Source organism: Wolbachia endosymbiont of Oedothorax gibbosus (assembly GCF_936270435.1).
GTDB lineage: Bacteria > Pseudomonadota > Alphaproteobacteria > Rickettsiales > Anaplasmataceae > Wolbachia.
The window spans coordinates 1,326,781-1,342,562 of the sequence record NZ_OW370567.1; the positions used below are offsets into that span (position 1 = coordinate 1,326,781).

Consider the following 15,782-nt stretch of genomic DNA (forward strand, 5'->3'; position numbering starts at 1 on the left):
AGACTATTTGCCAATTGGATAATCACCAGTGAAACAAGCATCACAATATTGTGGTGTAGCATTGTTACGCACCTCTCCTTTAACAGCCTGATATAGTCCATCAATGCTCAAGAAGGCTAGGCTATCTACTCCTATAACTTCCTTAATTTCCTCTACAGATTTATTTGCAGCAATTAAATCTTTGCACTCTGGCGTATCTATTCCATAAAAACAAGAATGCTTAATTGGTGGGCTTGAAATTTTGAGGTGAATTTCTTTTACTCCTGCATCCTTTAACATAACTATTATATTTGTTAACGTACTACCACGCACTATACTATCATCTATTAAAATTATGTTTTTACCTTTCAAAGTGTGCTTATTAGCATTGAATTTTAATTTTATTCTAACTTTACGTACTTCAGCGGTTGGTTGTATAAAAGTTCTTCCTATGTAATGATTACGAATTATTCCCAGTTCCATAGGTAATCCTGAATGCTTTGCATATCCAATAGCTGCAGGTATTCCAGAATCAGGTATTGGTACAACCATATCTACATTGTTTTTTGGTGGACTTTCCTTCGCAAGTATTCTTCCTATTTCTTTTCTTGTATCGTATATAGACCTATTCTCCATTATGCTGTCTGGTCTTGAAAAATAAACGTATTCAAAAATACAAAAACTTGATTTTTGCTGTGGGAAAGGAAACATTGAGACTAGCTTACTACCCGAACTGATGGTAACTAATTCGCCTGGTTCTATTTCTTTAACAAACTCTGCATTTATTATATCAAGAGCACAAGTTTCAGATGCAAGAACGTAAGAACCGTTTAACTTTCCTAAAACAAGAGGCCTGATTCCAGATGGATCACGTACTCCAATAACTACTTCTTGATTGATTGCCACAAAAGAATAAGCACCTTGTATTTGCTTTAATGCATATATAAAACTCTCTAAGAAGCTATCTTTTTCACCGCTTGCTGTCAGATGCACTACTACTTCTGTATCAATATCTGACTGAAAAACGCACTCTTGTTTAATTAATTGTTCGCGTATCGGAGAAATATTAATTAAATTACCATTATGTGCTATGGCAAAATCCCCAAATTTGCCACTTTTGCCAAGCATGGGCTGCACTCCAAACTTATTACCACTTGTTGAGTATCGAACGTGACCTATTGCACAATCTCCAGGTAAGGATTTCTTTATTTCATCTATATCATCAAATACGCTGCTCACTTGACCTTGAAAGTGATAAGAGTGCAGCTTATCGTTGTTACTGGTTACTACGCCAAAAGACTCTTGACCTCTATGCTGCAAAGCGTGGAGAGCAAGTATAGAGTTAAATGCAGCATCGTTATTGCAGCTTATACCAAATACTCCACATTCTTCGTGCATTCCACCTAGCATAACAACTATTAAGTTAAAGTTTAATTTTACTTTAGCATAGGTGAAATACAAGCATTTTGTTGTTCATCTGCTTTTATTGCCAGCAATAGCCCTATACATATTAAGCTTGCAGCAGTTGTACTTCCTCCATAGGACAGAAATGGCAATGGGTCACCTATCACAGGTAAGAGGCCCATTGTCATTCCGATGTTTATAAAGAAATGAGCACTAAAAAAGGCGAAAATGCCGATAGATAACGACTTAGAAAAATAATTTTTTGACCTATAAGCAATAGAGAGCATTATAGCAAGCAATGTAGTATAGAGTAAAATTAAAGCCATGCTACCTAAAAATCCCCATTCCTCACTCAGCACTGCAAAAGCAAAATCTGTACGCTTTTCCGGCAAAAATCCAAGTTGAGTTTGACTTCCGTTAACAAAGCCCTTACCAAGCAAACCTCCTGAACCAATAGCTATTTGAGATTGCTGTGCATTATAACCTATCCCAAGTGGATCCACTGATGAATCCAAAAACGACAATATCCTTTGCTTGTGATAAGGACGTAAAAAAGGCCAAATAGCTGGTACTGCAAAAATGCCAAGCGTTCCACATATTATCGAATGAGATCTTTTTATTATTGCTGTGAATATAATTGACATCCCTATAAATAACATTATCATAGCTGTGCCTAAATTAGGTTGCTTTAACACCAAGAACACGGGTAAGAAAATAATTATAAGTGCCATAAGCAATCTTTTAAATTCCATCATTTTATACACACTCTGCTTATCAAAATAGCGAGCAAGCGCAAGTATTAAACCCACTTTCGCAAATTCTGATGGTTGCAAACTAATTGATCCAATTCTTATCCACCTTGTTGCACCCATTATGTGTGAGCCAAAAAAATTCACCACTAACAGCGAAATCACTGCTGCTATATAAAAAAAGTAGGCGTGCTTCAAATAAAAATCTAGCTCTATGAATGGCATAGCTATAGCGAGTAGGAAAAAGAAGGAGAATATGACCAGTTGGTGAATCGCAAATGGCACCCACTTTCCTCCAGCAGAAGAGTATTGAACAGCAATGCCAACGCAAAACAGCGCTATCACGTTAATGATTAATAACCAATGAATCTTCTTCAGCCTATCCACACTTATAACCTTAAAGTATAGTAAAATATGAAACAAAGATAAAAATCAAAAAACCAACTTCTCAACTACTAACCGAATTGGAGTGCTATATATTCCAGTTACTACTGTTAAAGCTGCCATAAACAATAGACAGAAAAGCATAGGAAATGGCACATCGTTAATTTTGCCTAGTGTCATTCCAGCGCTTGATGCTGCACTATTTTCAAAATACATTTTTTCTACCATCTTCCACATATATATCAATGCAAGGAAAGAGCCAGCAGCAAATGTTACAAGGGAAATCCACGCATGAGATTCGATAATTGCTTTCATTATATACCACTTGCTTACAAAGCCATTTGTTAAAGGCACACCGATTAATGCACAACTTAGTAGAGTGAACGCAAGTGCTGTATAAGGCATTGATTTCTTGAGTCCCGATAAATTCTCTATTTTTGTTGTATCAAATTTGTAAGAAATACATCCTGCAGCCATGAATAAAGATGTTTTTATTATGCTGTGGTTTACTATGTGAAGAATTGCTGCAAATACACCTGTTTTTGAGTTAAAACTCAGTGCTAAAATTATATAACCAATTTGGCTAATACTAGAGTGAGCAAACAGTCTTTTTATGTCTTTTGCAGTTATTGCAAATATCGACCCAAATACAATAGCGCAAAGTGCGAGGATAATTATCACATTGTCCAGTAGCGGCTTAAATAAGAAAAAATTTTGATGAAAAACAGTATAAAAGATTCTGATGAAAACATATATCATCACTTTAGTTACTGTGCCTGAAAAGAATATGCTAATGAAACTTGGCGCCTCACTATATGCATTAACCAGCCACCTGCTTAATGGAAACAGTGCCATTTTAATTGAGAGACCAACAAAAATGAACAATGTGCCAAGTTTTATGATGTTGTTATCGTATAATGGAACTATTCTTTCAGCCATGTCAGACATATTGAGTGTTCCAGTCATTGAATACAAGAGCCCGATGCCAAACAAGTAAAACGTTGCCCCTATAGTGCCACTAATTAGATATTCAAATGCTGCAACCAAGGCTTTTTTATCCCTTCCCATTGAAACTAATACATAAGAAGAAAGAGATGAAATTTCCAAGAAAACGTAAAGGTTAAATATGTCGTTTGTTACTAGAATCCCGAACAGTCCGCTTAAGCACAGTAGAAATAGAGAGTAAAAACCAGTGATTTTGTTTTTGCTAATTTCTTTTTCGTTAATATAAAAGCTATAAAGCACGCTAATCAGCGCTATAAAATTCACCAAAGTTAGAATCAAGGAGTTCAACACGTCGATTCTTAACTCTATGCCGTACGGGGGAGCCCAATCCCCAAGGTGATAAGTTATAATTTCGCCTTTATATGTTTTAATGAGTAGTATTGATGAAATGATAAGAGTGATTGTTGTTGCAATAAAAGAAATAAACCAAGATACCTTGTGTTTCTTGGCAAGAAAGCAAAACATTGATGCAATTATTGGGATAATAACTTGTAAAATTGGTAATTGCATTAAATTGTTGTTAATATATCGTTAAAGTATTAGTATATATAATACTTTTTGTTTTAATACCCTTATGTTATCTAAAATTTGTAATGCAATAAAACGCCTATTACGAAGAGAAGATAAATTTGTAGGAAGAGATGAAAATGGAAATTCTTACTATGAATCAAGTAAAGGAAAAAGGTGGGTTATGTATAGCAGTGTTTCTGAGCCTACAACAGTGCCTCCGGAATGGCATATATGGCTTCACTATACTGATAATGTAGTACCAGTTAATAATAAAAGAAAAGTAAAACATACTCCTAATTTAACGGGTACAAAAGATGCATACTATCCAAACCAAAAAGTGAAAAATTACTATAAAAGCTGGAGTCCTGATAACTAAAGATGCGAAGGTCAAATATACTTGAAATAACCGCTGGATTATTTGTATTAATTTTTACTATTTTTCTGATTTTCTTTGCTATTGATAAGCTATCTTACATAAAGAAAAACTATAAGGATTGCTATAAAATATATGGTCTTTTTGCTAACGCTAACGGTATAGGAGTTGGTGATAGTGTCAAGATCTCTGGTGTAGATGTTGGAAGCATAACTGGTGTATCACTTGACAAAGCTACCTACGTAGCACGAATCGATATGTGTATAAGCAAAGACATAAAATTGCCAATTGATAGTTCAGCTCTGATCACTAGCAGTGGAGTTGTTGGCAGTAAATTTATTAATATATCACCTGGATCAGATATTAAACTAATCTTGCATGGTGGTAAAATAGAGTATACTCAAGCTGAAGCAAATATGGGTGGAATAATGGACAGAATTCTTGGTATGTTTACGAAGTGAAAATGGCAGCTTTGCACATAGGCACGCAGCCTATGTGCATTACCGTAATTAATGAGTCTGACCAGTAACCGTTCACGAATTGTGAGAATAGACTTCTTTCATCCGAGAAAAAATCTTTTCGAAGTTCAGTGGCTCAATAATGTTAGGCTGCTGCATCTTTATACTACAATTCCTTCAAAATGAATATTTTTCCCATTTGGTAGATAAATACCATCTAATGAAATATTGACCTTGTATCTTGAAAAAAGCATCTAATCAACTATGTTTTTTAAAAATTTTTTATTGTACAATTTTGCAACTTCATATAGGCAATAAAAACCCGTTTGTCATAGAAATAGAATTTATATCAAACAGCTACTACAACAATTCCTGCTTAAGCCAATGAATATGTGAATAAGTACTTTAAGTCTGTGTGGACGTACTTATTCACAATATTCATTAACTCATTTCAGTTACTACTATGTAAATTTTTAAATATTCACATTGACTGCTTCTTTAAGTCTTGCATTAGCAATCACTATAATTTTTCGCATTAGAGCTGTTATAGCTACCATTTTCTTCTTACCACTTTCAACAAGCTTGGAATAAAAGGCACCAAGTACAGATTTGGACCTTGCAGCAGACATGGCGGCTGTAAAGAGCTTTGAACGAATATTACTTCTACCGCCTATAATCCTTCGGTAACCAACAGCTTTACCACTTTCCTTAGGATGAGCCGGCAAGACTTGCTACTTCTCTTCTGCCTAAATAACCAAGCTCTGGCATTAAACACAGAAAATCTTGAGATAACTTTGCCAGGAACTGTTTTAAACCCCAGTTATGGATTAACCAACGAAGTAAAGCTGAGAAATACAGGGCTTTTTCGATTGCATTGAATAAGAAATGAGGGTAGAAAAAATATGTACCAAGAAATTTACTGTGGATCTATGCCGAGTGTGCTCAAGTTCAAATTTGTTTTTTAGGCAGCCAAAAACCGTTTCAACAATCGATCTTTTCCCTAGTAAAATCTTCTCTTTCAGCGAAATCAGTGCATTTTTCATACCTTTTTTCACTTTAGTGACGAGTTTTAGACCTCTATCGAATAGTTTCTCAAAGAGCTCTTTCTTTATATAGCCCTTATCTCCAAACAAAAGTCCAGTTAGTTTTTTGGTTAGAGTTGGTACAGGTTTTCTGTCATCGACGTTACCTCTGGTTAGCGTAACACCTTGAATTTCACCTATTTCATTGATTACTACATGTAATTTAAAACCAAAAAACCAGCCGTAAGTATTCTTTCCTAACTCTGCTAATCCTTTGAAAACCTTATTTCTTGAGATTCTTTTTCGATGGCATACTGCTATTGAAGTAGAATCTATGTAGGAAATCCCGGTCATTTTTGCTTGTTCACAAAACCATTGCAAAAGTAATGCTAAATACCACAAAACTCGCGGCTTTAAGGCAATAAATCTGTGATATGAAGGCAGCTTTGAAAACTCTGATCTATAGAATAACTGAAGATAACAAAGATAAAAAGCCTTGAAGTTTTTACATGGTGATTTATGGTATAATAGGATTATGGTTAGAATTTCTGAGTGCGCTATTTCTGGTACTCTGGTTGGTTTTTTGCCGTTTGATAAGAACCTATTTGCAAAATTATCATCTACCGCACGACAAAAATCCTCGACGCAACAGTACAGTTCTGTAATATCTTTCTTCATGGGTAACCTCTTATTATTACTAAAATACTCGAGTTTACCCTGTTTCCCTCTTCTTAGTTATACTTTTATCTATTTTCTAATCCATAACTGAGGTTTTTAAGGATTTTTTGACGTTGTTGTAACTCACGGCTTTCATCAATAATTTTTTGTATAGTATTATTGAGTTCATCTATTTGACTATTAAAGAATTCTATAGTTTTTTGACAACTTTCCTTTATATGATCATTTTCCGGTGCTTCTAGTCTGCATTTTTCTTGAGCTCTCATTTGCGTCATATCATCACGACGTTGACAAAGTGCGATCAAAGTTGTTTGTTTTTTAGAGGTAGGTACAAATAGAGAGAGAGTTCTATGGCGCATATTGAGCAAGAGCCCTTGCGTCTAGACTTTGCTAAAGTTCCGTGAGACAAGATGAAGCTTTTTACTTTACGATTATTAGCTCGATGCACTGCAATATTTTTGTTAATAAGAAAATGTGATAAGCCAAGCTCATATTTCCCTGTGTTTTCTAAAGTCACTAAAGAATTAGGTAGAACATCTGAAAATTTTTGAAACAGTTGTTGCCAACCGTAAATATTGTTGTCAAATTCCACAGAGTTCTTCTGTTCGTGAACCGCAACAACATTTTTAAATTTTCCGATGTCAATGCCAATAAAATTTTGGTAAGATGTAACCATAATAACCTCGATAGTTTCAATTAATTTAAGATTGTAAACGGGTGCATACATATGTCCCAAACAACTATTCAAACGTATCGAGAGATGGGGCTAGTGTACCTTGATTAGAACGGTTGTAATACCAATGTTTTATCGGTCGCACACGCCCGCTATTCCTATAGTGAGTAGGGTTATCTTCCCTCTTGTTTCTTTTATAACATATTTTTAACTTACAATGTTTTAAGCTTGAGCATTAGATGGAGAAGGGAAGAACTCTGAAAAATCCCTTAGATATAAAATTTGTTCAATAGGTAAGAGTTCCCTTCTCAAAAGTAAAGGCTGGACGGTATCGTAGAAAGACATACTGTAATTGCTGTTGAATGATGGAGAGACATACTCCATTATTTTGGCACGAAGTAACGAATTCAGTAGAATAAGTTCTTCAAAAATAATTTAAACTTTTACAGTAGGTCATGAAATATTATAGCGGATTAGATGTCTCACTCAAAGAAACTTTTATTAGTATCGTTGATGAGAAAGGAAAAGTTGTTAAAGAAGAAGTTGTTGCAAGCGAAAGTGGCGCAATAGCTAAATGTCTACTTGGCCAAGACAAAAAATATGAAGCCATAGGAATAGAAAGTGGACAGTTGTCAATATCAATGTGCAAAGAACTAAGGAGTTTTGGATTGCCAGTAATTTGTGTGGATGCAAGGCATATGGCAGCAGCGTTGTCTGCAAGAATCAATAAGAATGATAAAAATGACGCAAGAGGTATAGCTCAAATGATGAGAGTTGGGCTATACAAAGAAGTGTTAGTAAAATCAGATGAATCTTGTCAAATAAAAGTAGTACTTGGAAGTAGAAGGCAGTTAATATGCAGCAAACAGCAAATTGTCGGAACAATAAGAGGGTTATTGAAGATACATGGAATAAAGCTTGGTAAAGGATCAAAATTTGAAACTTTTGCTTTAAGAATACAAGAGGCAATAAATAATTTGGATGAAATCAGTAGGAGTTCAATAGAAGCATTAGTTTGCAGTTTGGAAGCAATAGAAGAGTCAATAAGGAAGCTTGACAAAATACTTTCAGAACAAGGCAAAAAAGATGAAGATTGCAAATTGTTAACTACTGTTCCAGGAGTTGGTATTATAGTAGCAATGACATACAAAGCTGCAATAGATGATGCATATAGGTTTGAAACATCTTATGCAGTTGGAGCCTATATGGGATTGAGCCCAAGACAGTATGCTTCTGGAGAGATTGATCGGCATGGAAGTATATCAAAAATGGGACCAGTAGAATGTAGGAATGTGTTGTACGAAGCAGCACAAGTCTTACTTACAATCAGTCGGAAAAATTTTAAGTTGAGAAGCTGGGTTGCGAAGAAAAAAGGGATGAAAAAAGCAATTGTAGCAGTAGCAAGAAAATTAGCTGTAATTATGCATCGGATGTTGGTTAGCAAAACAGAGTTTTGTTATGTAATAGTTTAGACTTGATGGGAATGTTCAAAAAAGTGTGTCAAACCGAAAAAAAAGTAATAAATTGATATAAAAAAAATGGAGGTTTCACATATGAATCAAAGAATAGCAAATAAAACTACTGGATTGGTAGATTATAAAGAATTAGAAACAAATATCCTGTCGTCTATACGAGAAGGAAGGCCGCTGACGGGAAGGGACGGAGTATTAACACCATTGATAAAAAAGCTGCTGGAGGCAAGTTTGGAAGGTGAAATAGAAAATCACTTGTTGGCTGAAAGCGAAGAAAATAATCGAAGAAATGGGAGAAATGGAAAGACTTTAAGGACAAGTGCCGGTTCATTTGAACTTTTGACGCCAAGGGATAGAGAAGGAAGTTTTGAGCCGCAAATAGTCAAAAAAAGGCAAACAAACTTACATCCAGAGCTTGAAACGAAGATCTTGAGCACATTTGCCAGTGGTATGAGTTATAGAGATATAGCGTCACACGTTGAGGAAATTTATGATCACAAAATATCGGCGGCAGAGATATCAAGTATTACCGACAAATTGCTACCGGTAATCAACGAATGGCGTAGTCGCCCATTGCAGTCTGTGTACCCAATAGTGTTCATGGATGGCATGTTTTTCAAAGTTAAGGAGGACGGGCATTGCGTAAGTAAATGCATGTATAATATATTAGGCGTAGATCAAAATGGCAGAAAAGAGGTACTAGGCTTTTATTTAGCCGAAAGTGAGGGAGCCAACTTCTGGTTAGGGGTATTAAATGACCTAAAAGAGAGAGGAGTAGAGGATATTCTGATTGCCTGCGTCGATGGTCTAAAAAGTTTTCCTGCAGCAATAAATAGTGTGTTTCCTAAAGCAGAAGTACAGCTATGTATAGTGCATCAGATAAGGAATTCATTGAAATATGTATCCAGCAAAGATGTGAAAGTTTTCATGAACGATTTGAAGAAAATATATCGTGCTTCAAGTAAAGAAATCGCTGAGAATTATTTGCTTGAGCTGGAAGAAAAATGGGGTGAAAAATATCCTTTGGTTATAAAATCGTGGCAAAATAATTGGGAAAATTTATCTGGTTATTTTAAGTATTCTGGGCCAGTTAGAAAGCTGATTTATACCACCAATCCTATTGAGGGGTTGCATAGACAGATTAGAAAATTCACTAAAACTAAGGGCTCATTTACTAGTACAAATGCCTTGTACAAACAGGTATATTGTGCTATAAAAAAGGCAGAGCAAAATTGGATTATGGCTATACCTAATTGGGCTTTAACTATATCTCAACTTGATATTTTCTTTCCTGGTAGATTGAAAATTGAGTTGAATTAAAAATGCGGTTTGACACACTTTTTTGAACATTCCCGACTTGATCTGACAGGCGTGAATTAACTGACAGAAGAATTGACAAAGTCAAAACCAAAATCAGCATCCTGTTTAATGCTATCAATATTTTTCTGATAAGCAATATGCATACTATCAAAAAAGGTTTGCATAGGATAGCAATATTTACCTGAATGCGGTCTAGATCTATTGTAAGAATGCACCCAATGGTCTACATCTAACTGAAGTTCTGCCAAAGAGGTGTAAATTTTCTTTCTAAAGATAATATTGATCTTGCATAGTTCTGTGGAACCTTTCACATATGCCATTAGTCTGTGGAGAACGAGCTTTGGTTCGAGAATGATCAATATTTTCTACCCCCAAATACAGCTGGTAAGCGTGATTTTCCGGTCTGCCACAATACTCTGTACCACGATCCGTCAAAACGCGTAGTAATGATACTTTCTGTTCATCAAAAAACGGTATTACCCTATCATTAAGAAGATCTGCACCTGTGATAGCAGTCCTTTCTGTGTAAAGCTTAGCAAAAGCAACTCTAGAATAGGTATCAACAAAGGTTTGCTGGTAAATTCTTCCAATACCTTTGATATTACCCACATAATAACTGTCTTGGCTACCCAAGTATCCTGGATGCTCTGTTTCAATTTCTCCATGGGCCTCTTTTTCTTCCTTAGCCTTCTCTAGAGCTGTTATCTGCTCTTCTGTTAAAATGCTGAGCTACTTTTGCTTCTAATGCCTTTAACCTCTTTTTGAAATTTTCAAGATTGTTTCTTTGCCACACTGATCTTATTCCACTTGCAGAGATGAGAATTCCTCTCTTCGTTTGCTGCTCTTTCTTGTCCATATGCTGGAAATTCTATTGCTATTTCAATTACTGCTTTTTCTATATCCTCCGATACTCTATTTGCATATAATGGCTTGCTTTTCGCTCTTCTCCTCCTGTTTCATACAGTTCTTTGAAGCGGTAAAATGTATCCCTTGAATATCCCATTACCTTACACGCCTGTGATACATTTCCTAATTGCTTTGCAAGTTCTAGCAATCCCAACTTTGGTTTTAGTATTTTTTCTTGTGTTGCCTGACACTCCTTTAAAATTTGTTCATATTTTTATCTTACTTTGTTTGCCTGTCAGATCAAGTCTAAACTATTACATTTTAAGCTTTTTCCAACTAGCACAATCCATAATTAAAAAGGCCTCTTGAGACTCCAAATCTTTCGACATTTGCTCCAAAAATATGTTCATACAATCAGTGTTTACGTTTGGTGCAAATAGGCTGAAATCTTCTCCACTTCTGGGTTTACAGCACTATAAAGATAGAAATTTTCTCTACCTATTTTCACCTTTACCTGCGTTCTCATACCTTTTTTAAACCATCCATGTCCAACTTTTGAATGCGTTCCAAATCGAGATTCATCGAAGAAAAATACCTCTTTTTGAGGATATGAATTTACTTTCTCATTGAGATTTTTTTTTGAATTCTTCCTGTTTTTTTGGATCTTGTTTATGGTGCATTGGTCGTGGTGTTATGTAGATCTTTTGCATCTCGCTGTGAACTGTAGATTTGCTGATATTTAAGCCAAATTCTTCTAATATCTTCACTTTTACTTCTTTAATAGTAATGTTCGGATTTTCTTCTATCCACATCTCAATTTGCCCGCGTTGACTCTGATTTAGTATACTTTTTCTACGGCGCTCAGGCGGCGCAAACAGTTTTTCTATCCTTCCAAATTTTAGGTCATTCAGTCAATGCGGTTCTCGAGATTTTACACACTCTTGCTACCTCCGATATACTGTGCTTTTTGGCTGCTATTACGGCTTGTAATTTCTTTGAAACATATGCATTATTCCTTACTTTTTTCAACATTTCCTTTGCTAAATCCACAACTTTTTCGTCTAATAATTTTGATACCAATGCCATTCCAAAACTCCATCATTATACTGCCTTAGTATAACCTTCTCACTTCTATTGTCTATTTGTTTGTTATGTAATAGGAATTGGTATGAGAAGACAAATAGAATATACGATAAATTCACTTAAACCTCCAGTTATAGGCGGAAAGCACTCTTTTTCATTTGTATCATTATTATTGAGAATTGGTATTACACAATCACAGCGAGGAAACACATTCCTCGAACGGATAATTTCATTATACTTAACATGGAAACAAAAGGGGCTAAACCCTTTCCAAAATCTCCTATCTATTGTTTCTTAAACCACTCTGCTGAACGGATACCAGAAAACATTCCATTGACATGCTGAACAACAGATACGACACTATGTCGTTTACCGTAAAAACTCATATTTTACACAATCACAGCGAGGAAACACATTCCTCGAACGGATAATTTCATTATACTTAACATGGAAACAAAGGGGCTTTCCAAAATCTCCTATCTATTGTTTCTTAAACCACTCTGCTGAACGGGTACTTTCAGAGAATCCATAGGAGAGTTTGCTAATGTATGCTCTTAAGTTGACGCCACTGCCTGAACGGATACCTAAACATAGTTTAGTTCGAATGGCTGAGGAGGGACTTGAACCCCCGACCAAGAGATTATGATCCTCCTGCTCTACCAACTGAGCTACTCAGCCTAATTAAAAACCTTATTATACACATGATCTATATGTTTCATATAATATTTCAAATCAAACAAAGATTCAAGTTTTTTAGAGTTAATAACTTCAAGTAAGGATTTATCTTGTTTCAATTCGGCCAAAAAATCACTATTGTCTTGTTTCACTTTCATTGCATTGCTCTGAACAATTTTATACGCCTCTTCCCTCGCCAAACCACTATTTACTAACTCAAGCAATACACGCTGTGAGAAAACTAAACCTTTCGAAGAATTTAAGTTCTTTTCAATGTTTTCCTTGTTGATCACCAATTTATCTATCAAATCTGTTAATCGCACTAAAGCAAAATCCATTGTTATACAAGCATCAGGAGCAATGCATCTTTCCACAGACGAGTGTGATATATCACGTTCGTGCCACAATGCAACATTTTCTAACGCAGGAAACACATAGCTGCGTATTAAGCGTGAGAGTCCGGTTAAATTTTCACTTAAAATAGGATTACATTTGTGTGGCATAGCAGAGCTTCCCTTCTGTCCAGTGGAAAAATGCTCAGAAATTTCGCCGATTTCAGTTCTTTGCAAATGACGAATTTCAATTGCAATATTTTCTATTGAGCTTGCAATCACTCCCAAAACTGAAAAGAACATGGCATGTCTATCACGAGGAATGACTTGAGACGATATGGTTTCAGGTATGAGTCCCATTTCTTTCGCTACATACTCTTCAACAAACGGATCAACATTTGCAAAATTACCTACTGCACCTGATATTTTACAAATTGAGATTTCTTTTTGCGCGCTAATTAATCTTTGATAATTGCGTTTAAATTCAGCATAAAATCTAGCAAATTTTAATCCAAGAGTTGTTGGTTCTGCATGCATTCCATGACTGCGCCCAATACATGCAACATCTTTATAATCCTCAGCTTTTTTTTTCAATACTGCAAGTATATTTTTTAGATTCTCGAGTAAAATATCACATGACTCTTTCAACTGCACCGCAAGGCATGTATCTAAAACATCAGAACTTGTCATTCCATAATGAAGATAACGAACATCAACTCCCGCTTTTTCAGCAATGTATGTCAAAAAAGCTATAACATCATGTTTTACAATGGATTCAATTTCGTTGATACATTCAACATCAAATTCAATAGCACCAGAAAGCTTCTGAGCAACACTATTTGGAATCACTCCTAACTCTGCTTGAGCTTCACACGCTAATTTTTCTATTTTAAGCCATATATTAAATTTATTATTTTCCTCCCAAATGGAAGACATTTCTTTTCTGCTATAGCGGGGAATCATTTTTGATTTATTCCAATAATGGTGTCATTCCAGTGCGTGACACTGGAATCCAGATATAAAAGTATTTGCAAATTATTCAATGGACAACGGATTCTAGAAGCATAAAATAATGTCCATGATGAAATAAACTGGATTCCAGTGTCACGCACTGGGATGACAGGAGGGGAGCACTGGGATGACACCAGCTTAGCCATGGCAGACATTTCTTTACGACTATAACAAGGGATCATCTTTGATCAGCTATCATCACCATCAGTAGCTTCTTTATTCGCATCTTGCTCTGCCTCTTGTTGCTCAGACTTCTGATTTTGCAATTTTACTTGCCTTAGCTCATTTGCATCTGTTTCGGATTTCACGACGTATATAGTAATTGGTACTACTACTTCACTATGTAATTCTACGTTTACTTGGTATTCACCCAAGTTTTTGATGCTTATTCCACCAAAAGATAAACTACGGTGATCTATCACATGTCCTTCTTGTAGTAAAACTTTCGCAATTTCACGTGTTGTTACAGAACCAAAAATTTTACCATCCTCTGAAGCTTGCTTTATCAATACCACAAACTTATCATGTAGTGACAATGCAAGCTCTTTTGCTACATTTAATCTTTTTATATTCTCTTCTTCCAGTAATAAACGTTGCTCCTCTAGTTTTGCTAAATTCTCCTTGGTAGCTTTCACCGCTTTTCTTTGTGGAAAAAGAAAATTACGTGCATAACCTGGTTTAACTTTGACAACTTCACCAAGCCTACCTAAAGTCCTTATATTTTCCTTTAAAATTATCAACATAAATTACCTAAACTTTTTTAGTACAGTAAGGAACAAGAGCTAAAAAACGTGCCCTTATGACCGCTAAGCGTAACTTCCTTTGTTTTTTTGCACATACACCTGTTAATCTTCTAGGTAATATCCTACCATAGTCAGAGGTAAACTTGGATAATAAATCTGTATTCTTATAATCTATGTCTTCATCTTTAGACGCAGCAAGAGGGCAAACTTTAGAACGCCTAAAGCCAGTCCTATTATTTACAGATACGTAAGAATTATTAAAACTATTTCGTCTTTTCATCATTATGCGTTTTGCTCCTCAATTTGTTTATTCATCATATAAGATTTACCTTCAAAAAATTTATCAACCTGCACAGACAAGTGGCGAATAACGTTCTCATTAAGTTTCATTCTACGCACAAATTCATCCAGAATGCTTGCAGTAGAACTTATACACATTATACAATAATGACCGCTCTTCATCTTATTTATTGGATATGCAAAATCCAAAAGACCCCAATGTTCATACTTGATTAATCCCGATGCTTCAATGTTTTCCAAAAGCATCTCCAATGCTTTGCTCGATTGAGTTGGACCGTTTATTCTAAAATCTTTCAAAATATCTTGAAAAATCTTTATTAGATGTTCTGAAATGTTTCTCTTCAAAGCATTTACTGCATTATAGATAAACGCACTTTTAGTACTGCCTCCTAGAAATTTTGTAAAATCCTGCGTTATTCCTAAATCTTTTAGGTCATCTTTCAACTCTTTATCGATTTTTGACTTCACTTCTTTCAAATTTGAAAGATCTTCTTCCAATTCAACCCATAAAATTTTTGTAAGATCTTCCAAGAAATCAGAGTAAGCAACTAGACCTTCTTTAATGTTTTCAGCACGCGTTTCTAACTCTTGTTTTGTAAGCGTACTATTTTGCCTTTCCATAAGACTCTTGATCTTCTGGAAAATAACATCCGCTTTAATATTTTTCAATGAAACAGCTAGCTCTTGGACCATCTCCTCTACTTCTTGCTGTAACAATCCTTGTTGTGCTATAAAAGTAAATTCATAAAGATTCACTATATCTTC

The 15,782-nt window shown here is 35.3% G+C and carries 12 protein-coding genes, 1 tRNA gene and 5 pseudogenes; 5 read left to right on the forward strand and 13 right to left on the reverse strand.

Annotated elements, in window-relative coordinates; translation table 11 throughout:
- Positions 1-3: 3 nt before the first annotated feature.
- Genes purF through NBW39_RS06745 form a run of 3 tightly spaced genes read right to left on the reverse strand, consistent with a single transcriptional unit; the run spans position 4 to position 4,031 of the window.
- Positions 4-1,389: an amidophosphoribosyltransferase gene (gene purF / locus NBW39_RS06735; protein ID WP_250294987.1), complete on the reverse strand. Its 1,386-nt coding sequence runs from the start codon at positions 1,387-1,389 to the stop codon at positions 4-6.
- A 26-nt stretch (positions 1,390-1,415) separates the two neighbouring features.
- Positions 1,416-2,519, reverse strand: coding sequence for a rod shape-determining protein RodA (rodA, locus tag NBW39_RS06740; protein WP_370273780.1), 1,104 nt, complete (start codon positions 2,517-2,519; stop codon positions 1,416-1,418).
- Between the two features lie 45 nt (positions 2,520-2,564).
- Entirely contained in the window at positions 2,565-4,031 is a 1,467-nt protein-coding gene (locus NBW39_RS06745; RefSeq protein ID WP_250294989.1) for a proton-conducting transporter transmembrane domain-containing protein, read from the reverse strand.
- A 64-nt stretch (positions 4,032-4,095) separates the two neighbouring features.
- On the opposite strand from NBW39_RS06745, the gene NBW39_RS06750 reads away from it, so the two are divergent.
- Positions 4,096-4,407, forward strand: a complete 312-nt coding sequence (locus tag NBW39_RS06750; protein ID WP_250294990.1) for an NADH-ubiquinone oxidoreductase subunit NDUFA12 family protein — start codon at positions 4,096-4,098, stop codon at positions 4,405-4,407.
- Positions 4,408-4,409: 2 nt separating this feature from the next.
- On the forward strand, positions 4,410-4,865 hold the full coding sequence (mlaD, locus tag NBW39_RS06755; protein ID WP_250294991.1) for an outer membrane lipid asymmetry maintenance protein MlaD: 456 nt from the start codon (positions 4,410-4,412) through the stop codon (positions 4,863-4,865).
- 470 nt (positions 4,866-5,335) lie between these two features.
- Here mlaD and NBW39_RS06760 read toward each other — a convergent pair.
- The 3 genes and pseudogenes from NBW39_RS06760 to NBW39_RS06770 form a co-directional block, all read right to left on the reverse strand.
- Positions 5,336-5,657, reverse strand: a pseudogene (locus NBW39_RS06760) (transposase); the annotation flags it as partial.
- A 32-nt stretch (positions 5,658-5,689) separates the two neighbouring features.
- Positions 5,690-6,562, reverse strand: a complete 873-nt coding sequence (locus NBW39_RS06765) for an IS982 family transposase (RefSeq protein WP_250294632.1) — start codon at positions 6,560-6,562, stop codon at positions 5,690-5,692.
- A gap of 89 nt (positions 6,563-6,651) precedes the next feature.
- Positions 6,652-7,238: pseudogene (locus NBW39_RS06770) on the reverse strand (IS110 family transposase); the annotation flags it as partial.
- 452 nt (positions 7,239-7,690) lie between these two features.
- On the opposite strand from NBW39_RS06770, the gene NBW39_RS06775 reads away from it, so the two are divergent.
- Together NBW39_RS06775 and NBW39_RS06780 are read left to right on the forward strand one after the other, a co-directional pair.
- Positions 7,691-8,707, forward strand: a complete 1,017-nt coding sequence (locus tag NBW39_RS06775) for an IS110 family RNA-guided transposase (protein ID WP_250294992.1) — start codon at positions 7,691-7,693, stop codon at positions 8,705-8,707.
- 81 nt (positions 8,708-8,788) lie between these two features.
- The gene (locus NBW39_RS06780; RefSeq protein ID WP_250295731.1) at positions 8,789-10,027 is read left to right on the forward strand and encodes an IS256 family transposase; all 1,239 of its coding nucleotides are present in this window, start codon (positions 8,789-8,791) and stop codon (positions 10,025-10,027) included.
- A gap of 56 nt (positions 10,028-10,083) precedes the next feature.
- Here NBW39_RS06780 and NBW39_RS06785 read toward each other — a convergent pair.
- Both NBW39_RS06785 and NBW39_RS06790 read right to left on the reverse strand, forming a co-directional pair.
- A pseudogene (locus tag NBW39_RS06785) lies at positions 10,084-11,135 on the reverse strand (IS481 family transposase).
- Positions 11,136-11,193: 58 nt separating this feature from the next.
- A pseudogene (locus NBW39_RS06790) lies at positions 11,194-11,959 on the reverse strand (IS630 family transposase); the annotation flags it as partial.
- Between the two features lie 334 nt (positions 11,960-12,293).
- On the opposite strand from NBW39_RS06790, the pseudogene NBW39_RS09035 reads away from it, so the two are divergent.
- Positions 12,294-12,450: pseudogene (locus tag NBW39_RS09035) on the forward strand (IS66 family transposase); the annotation flags it as partial.
- 111 nt (positions 12,451-12,561) lie between these two features.
- On the opposite strand, the gene NBW39_RS06795 reads toward NBW39_RS09035, so the two are convergent.
- The 5 genes from NBW39_RS06795 to rpsF form a co-directional block, all read right to left on the reverse strand.
- A tRNA-Met gene (locus NBW39_RS06795) sits at positions 12,562-12,634 on the reverse strand.
- A complete protein-coding gene (gene purB, locus NBW39_RS06800) occupies positions 12,634-13,926 on the reverse strand; it encodes an adenylosuccinate lyase (protein WP_250294993.1) in 1,293 nt (430 codons plus the stop codon). Before purB ends, NBW39_RS06795 begins: the two co-directional genes overlap by 1 nt.
- A 236-nt stretch (positions 13,927-14,162) precedes the next feature.
- Positions 14,163-14,717: a 50S ribosomal protein L9 gene (gene rplI / locus NBW39_RS06805; RefSeq protein ID WP_250294994.1), complete on the reverse strand. Its 555-nt coding sequence runs from the start codon at positions 14,715-14,717 to the stop codon at positions 14,163-14,165.
- 7 nt (positions 14,718-14,724) lie between these two features.
- Entirely contained in the window at positions 14,725-15,000 is a 276-nt protein-coding gene (gene rpsR / locus NBW39_RS06810) for a 30S ribosomal protein S18 (RefSeq protein ID WP_250294995.1), read from the reverse strand.
- On the reverse strand, positions 15,000-15,773 hold the full coding sequence (gene rpsF / locus NBW39_RS06815; protein WP_250294996.1) for a 30S ribosomal protein S6: 774 nt from the start codon (positions 15,771-15,773) through the stop codon (positions 15,000-15,002). Before rpsF ends, rpsR begins: the two co-directional genes overlap by 1 nt.
- Positions 15,774-15,782: the final 9 nt, after the last annotated feature.

What these genes read in the sequence shown, in the direction of transcription:
- purF (WP_250294987.1), bottom strand. Translation starts at nt 1,389, where the DNA reads ATGCTAGGTGGAATGCACGAAGAATGTGGAGTATTTGGTATAAGCTGC.
- NBW39_RS06745 (WP_250294989.1), bottom strand. Translation starts at nt 4,031, where the DNA reads ATGCAATTACCAATTTTACAAGTTATTATCCCAATAATTGCATCAATG.
- NBW39_RS06750 (WP_250294990.1), top strand. Translation starts at nt 4,096, where the DNA reads ATGTTATCTAAAATTTGTAATGCAATAAAACGCCTATTACGAAGAGAA.
- mlaD (WP_250294991.1), top strand. Translation starts at nt 4,410, where the DNA reads ATGCGAAGGTCAAATATACTTGAAATAACCGCTGGATTATTTGTATTA.
- NBW39_RS06765 (WP_250294632.1), bottom strand. Translation starts at nt 6,562, where the DNA reads ATGAAGAAAGATATTACAGAACTGTACTGTTGCGTCGAGGATTTTTGT.
- NBW39_RS06775 (WP_250294992.1), top strand. Translation starts at nt 7,691, where the DNA reads ATGAAATATTATAGCGGATTAGATGTCTCACTCAAAGAAACTTTTATT.
- NBW39_RS06780 (WP_250295731.1), top strand. Translation starts at nt 8,789, where the DNA reads ATGAATCAAAGAATAGCAAATAAAACTACTGGATTGGTAGATTATAAA.
- purB (WP_250294993.1), bottom strand. Translation starts at nt 13,926, where the DNA reads ATGATTCCCCGCTATAGCAGAAAAGAAATGTCTTCCATTTGGGAGGAA.
- rplI (WP_250294994.1), bottom strand. Translation starts at nt 14,717, where the DNA reads ATGTTGATAATTTTAAAGGAAAATATAAGGACTTTAGGTAGGCTTGGT.
- rpsR (WP_250294995.1), bottom strand. Translation starts at nt 15,000, where the DNA reads ATGATGAAAAGACGAAATAGTTTTAATAATTCTTACGTATCTGTAAAT.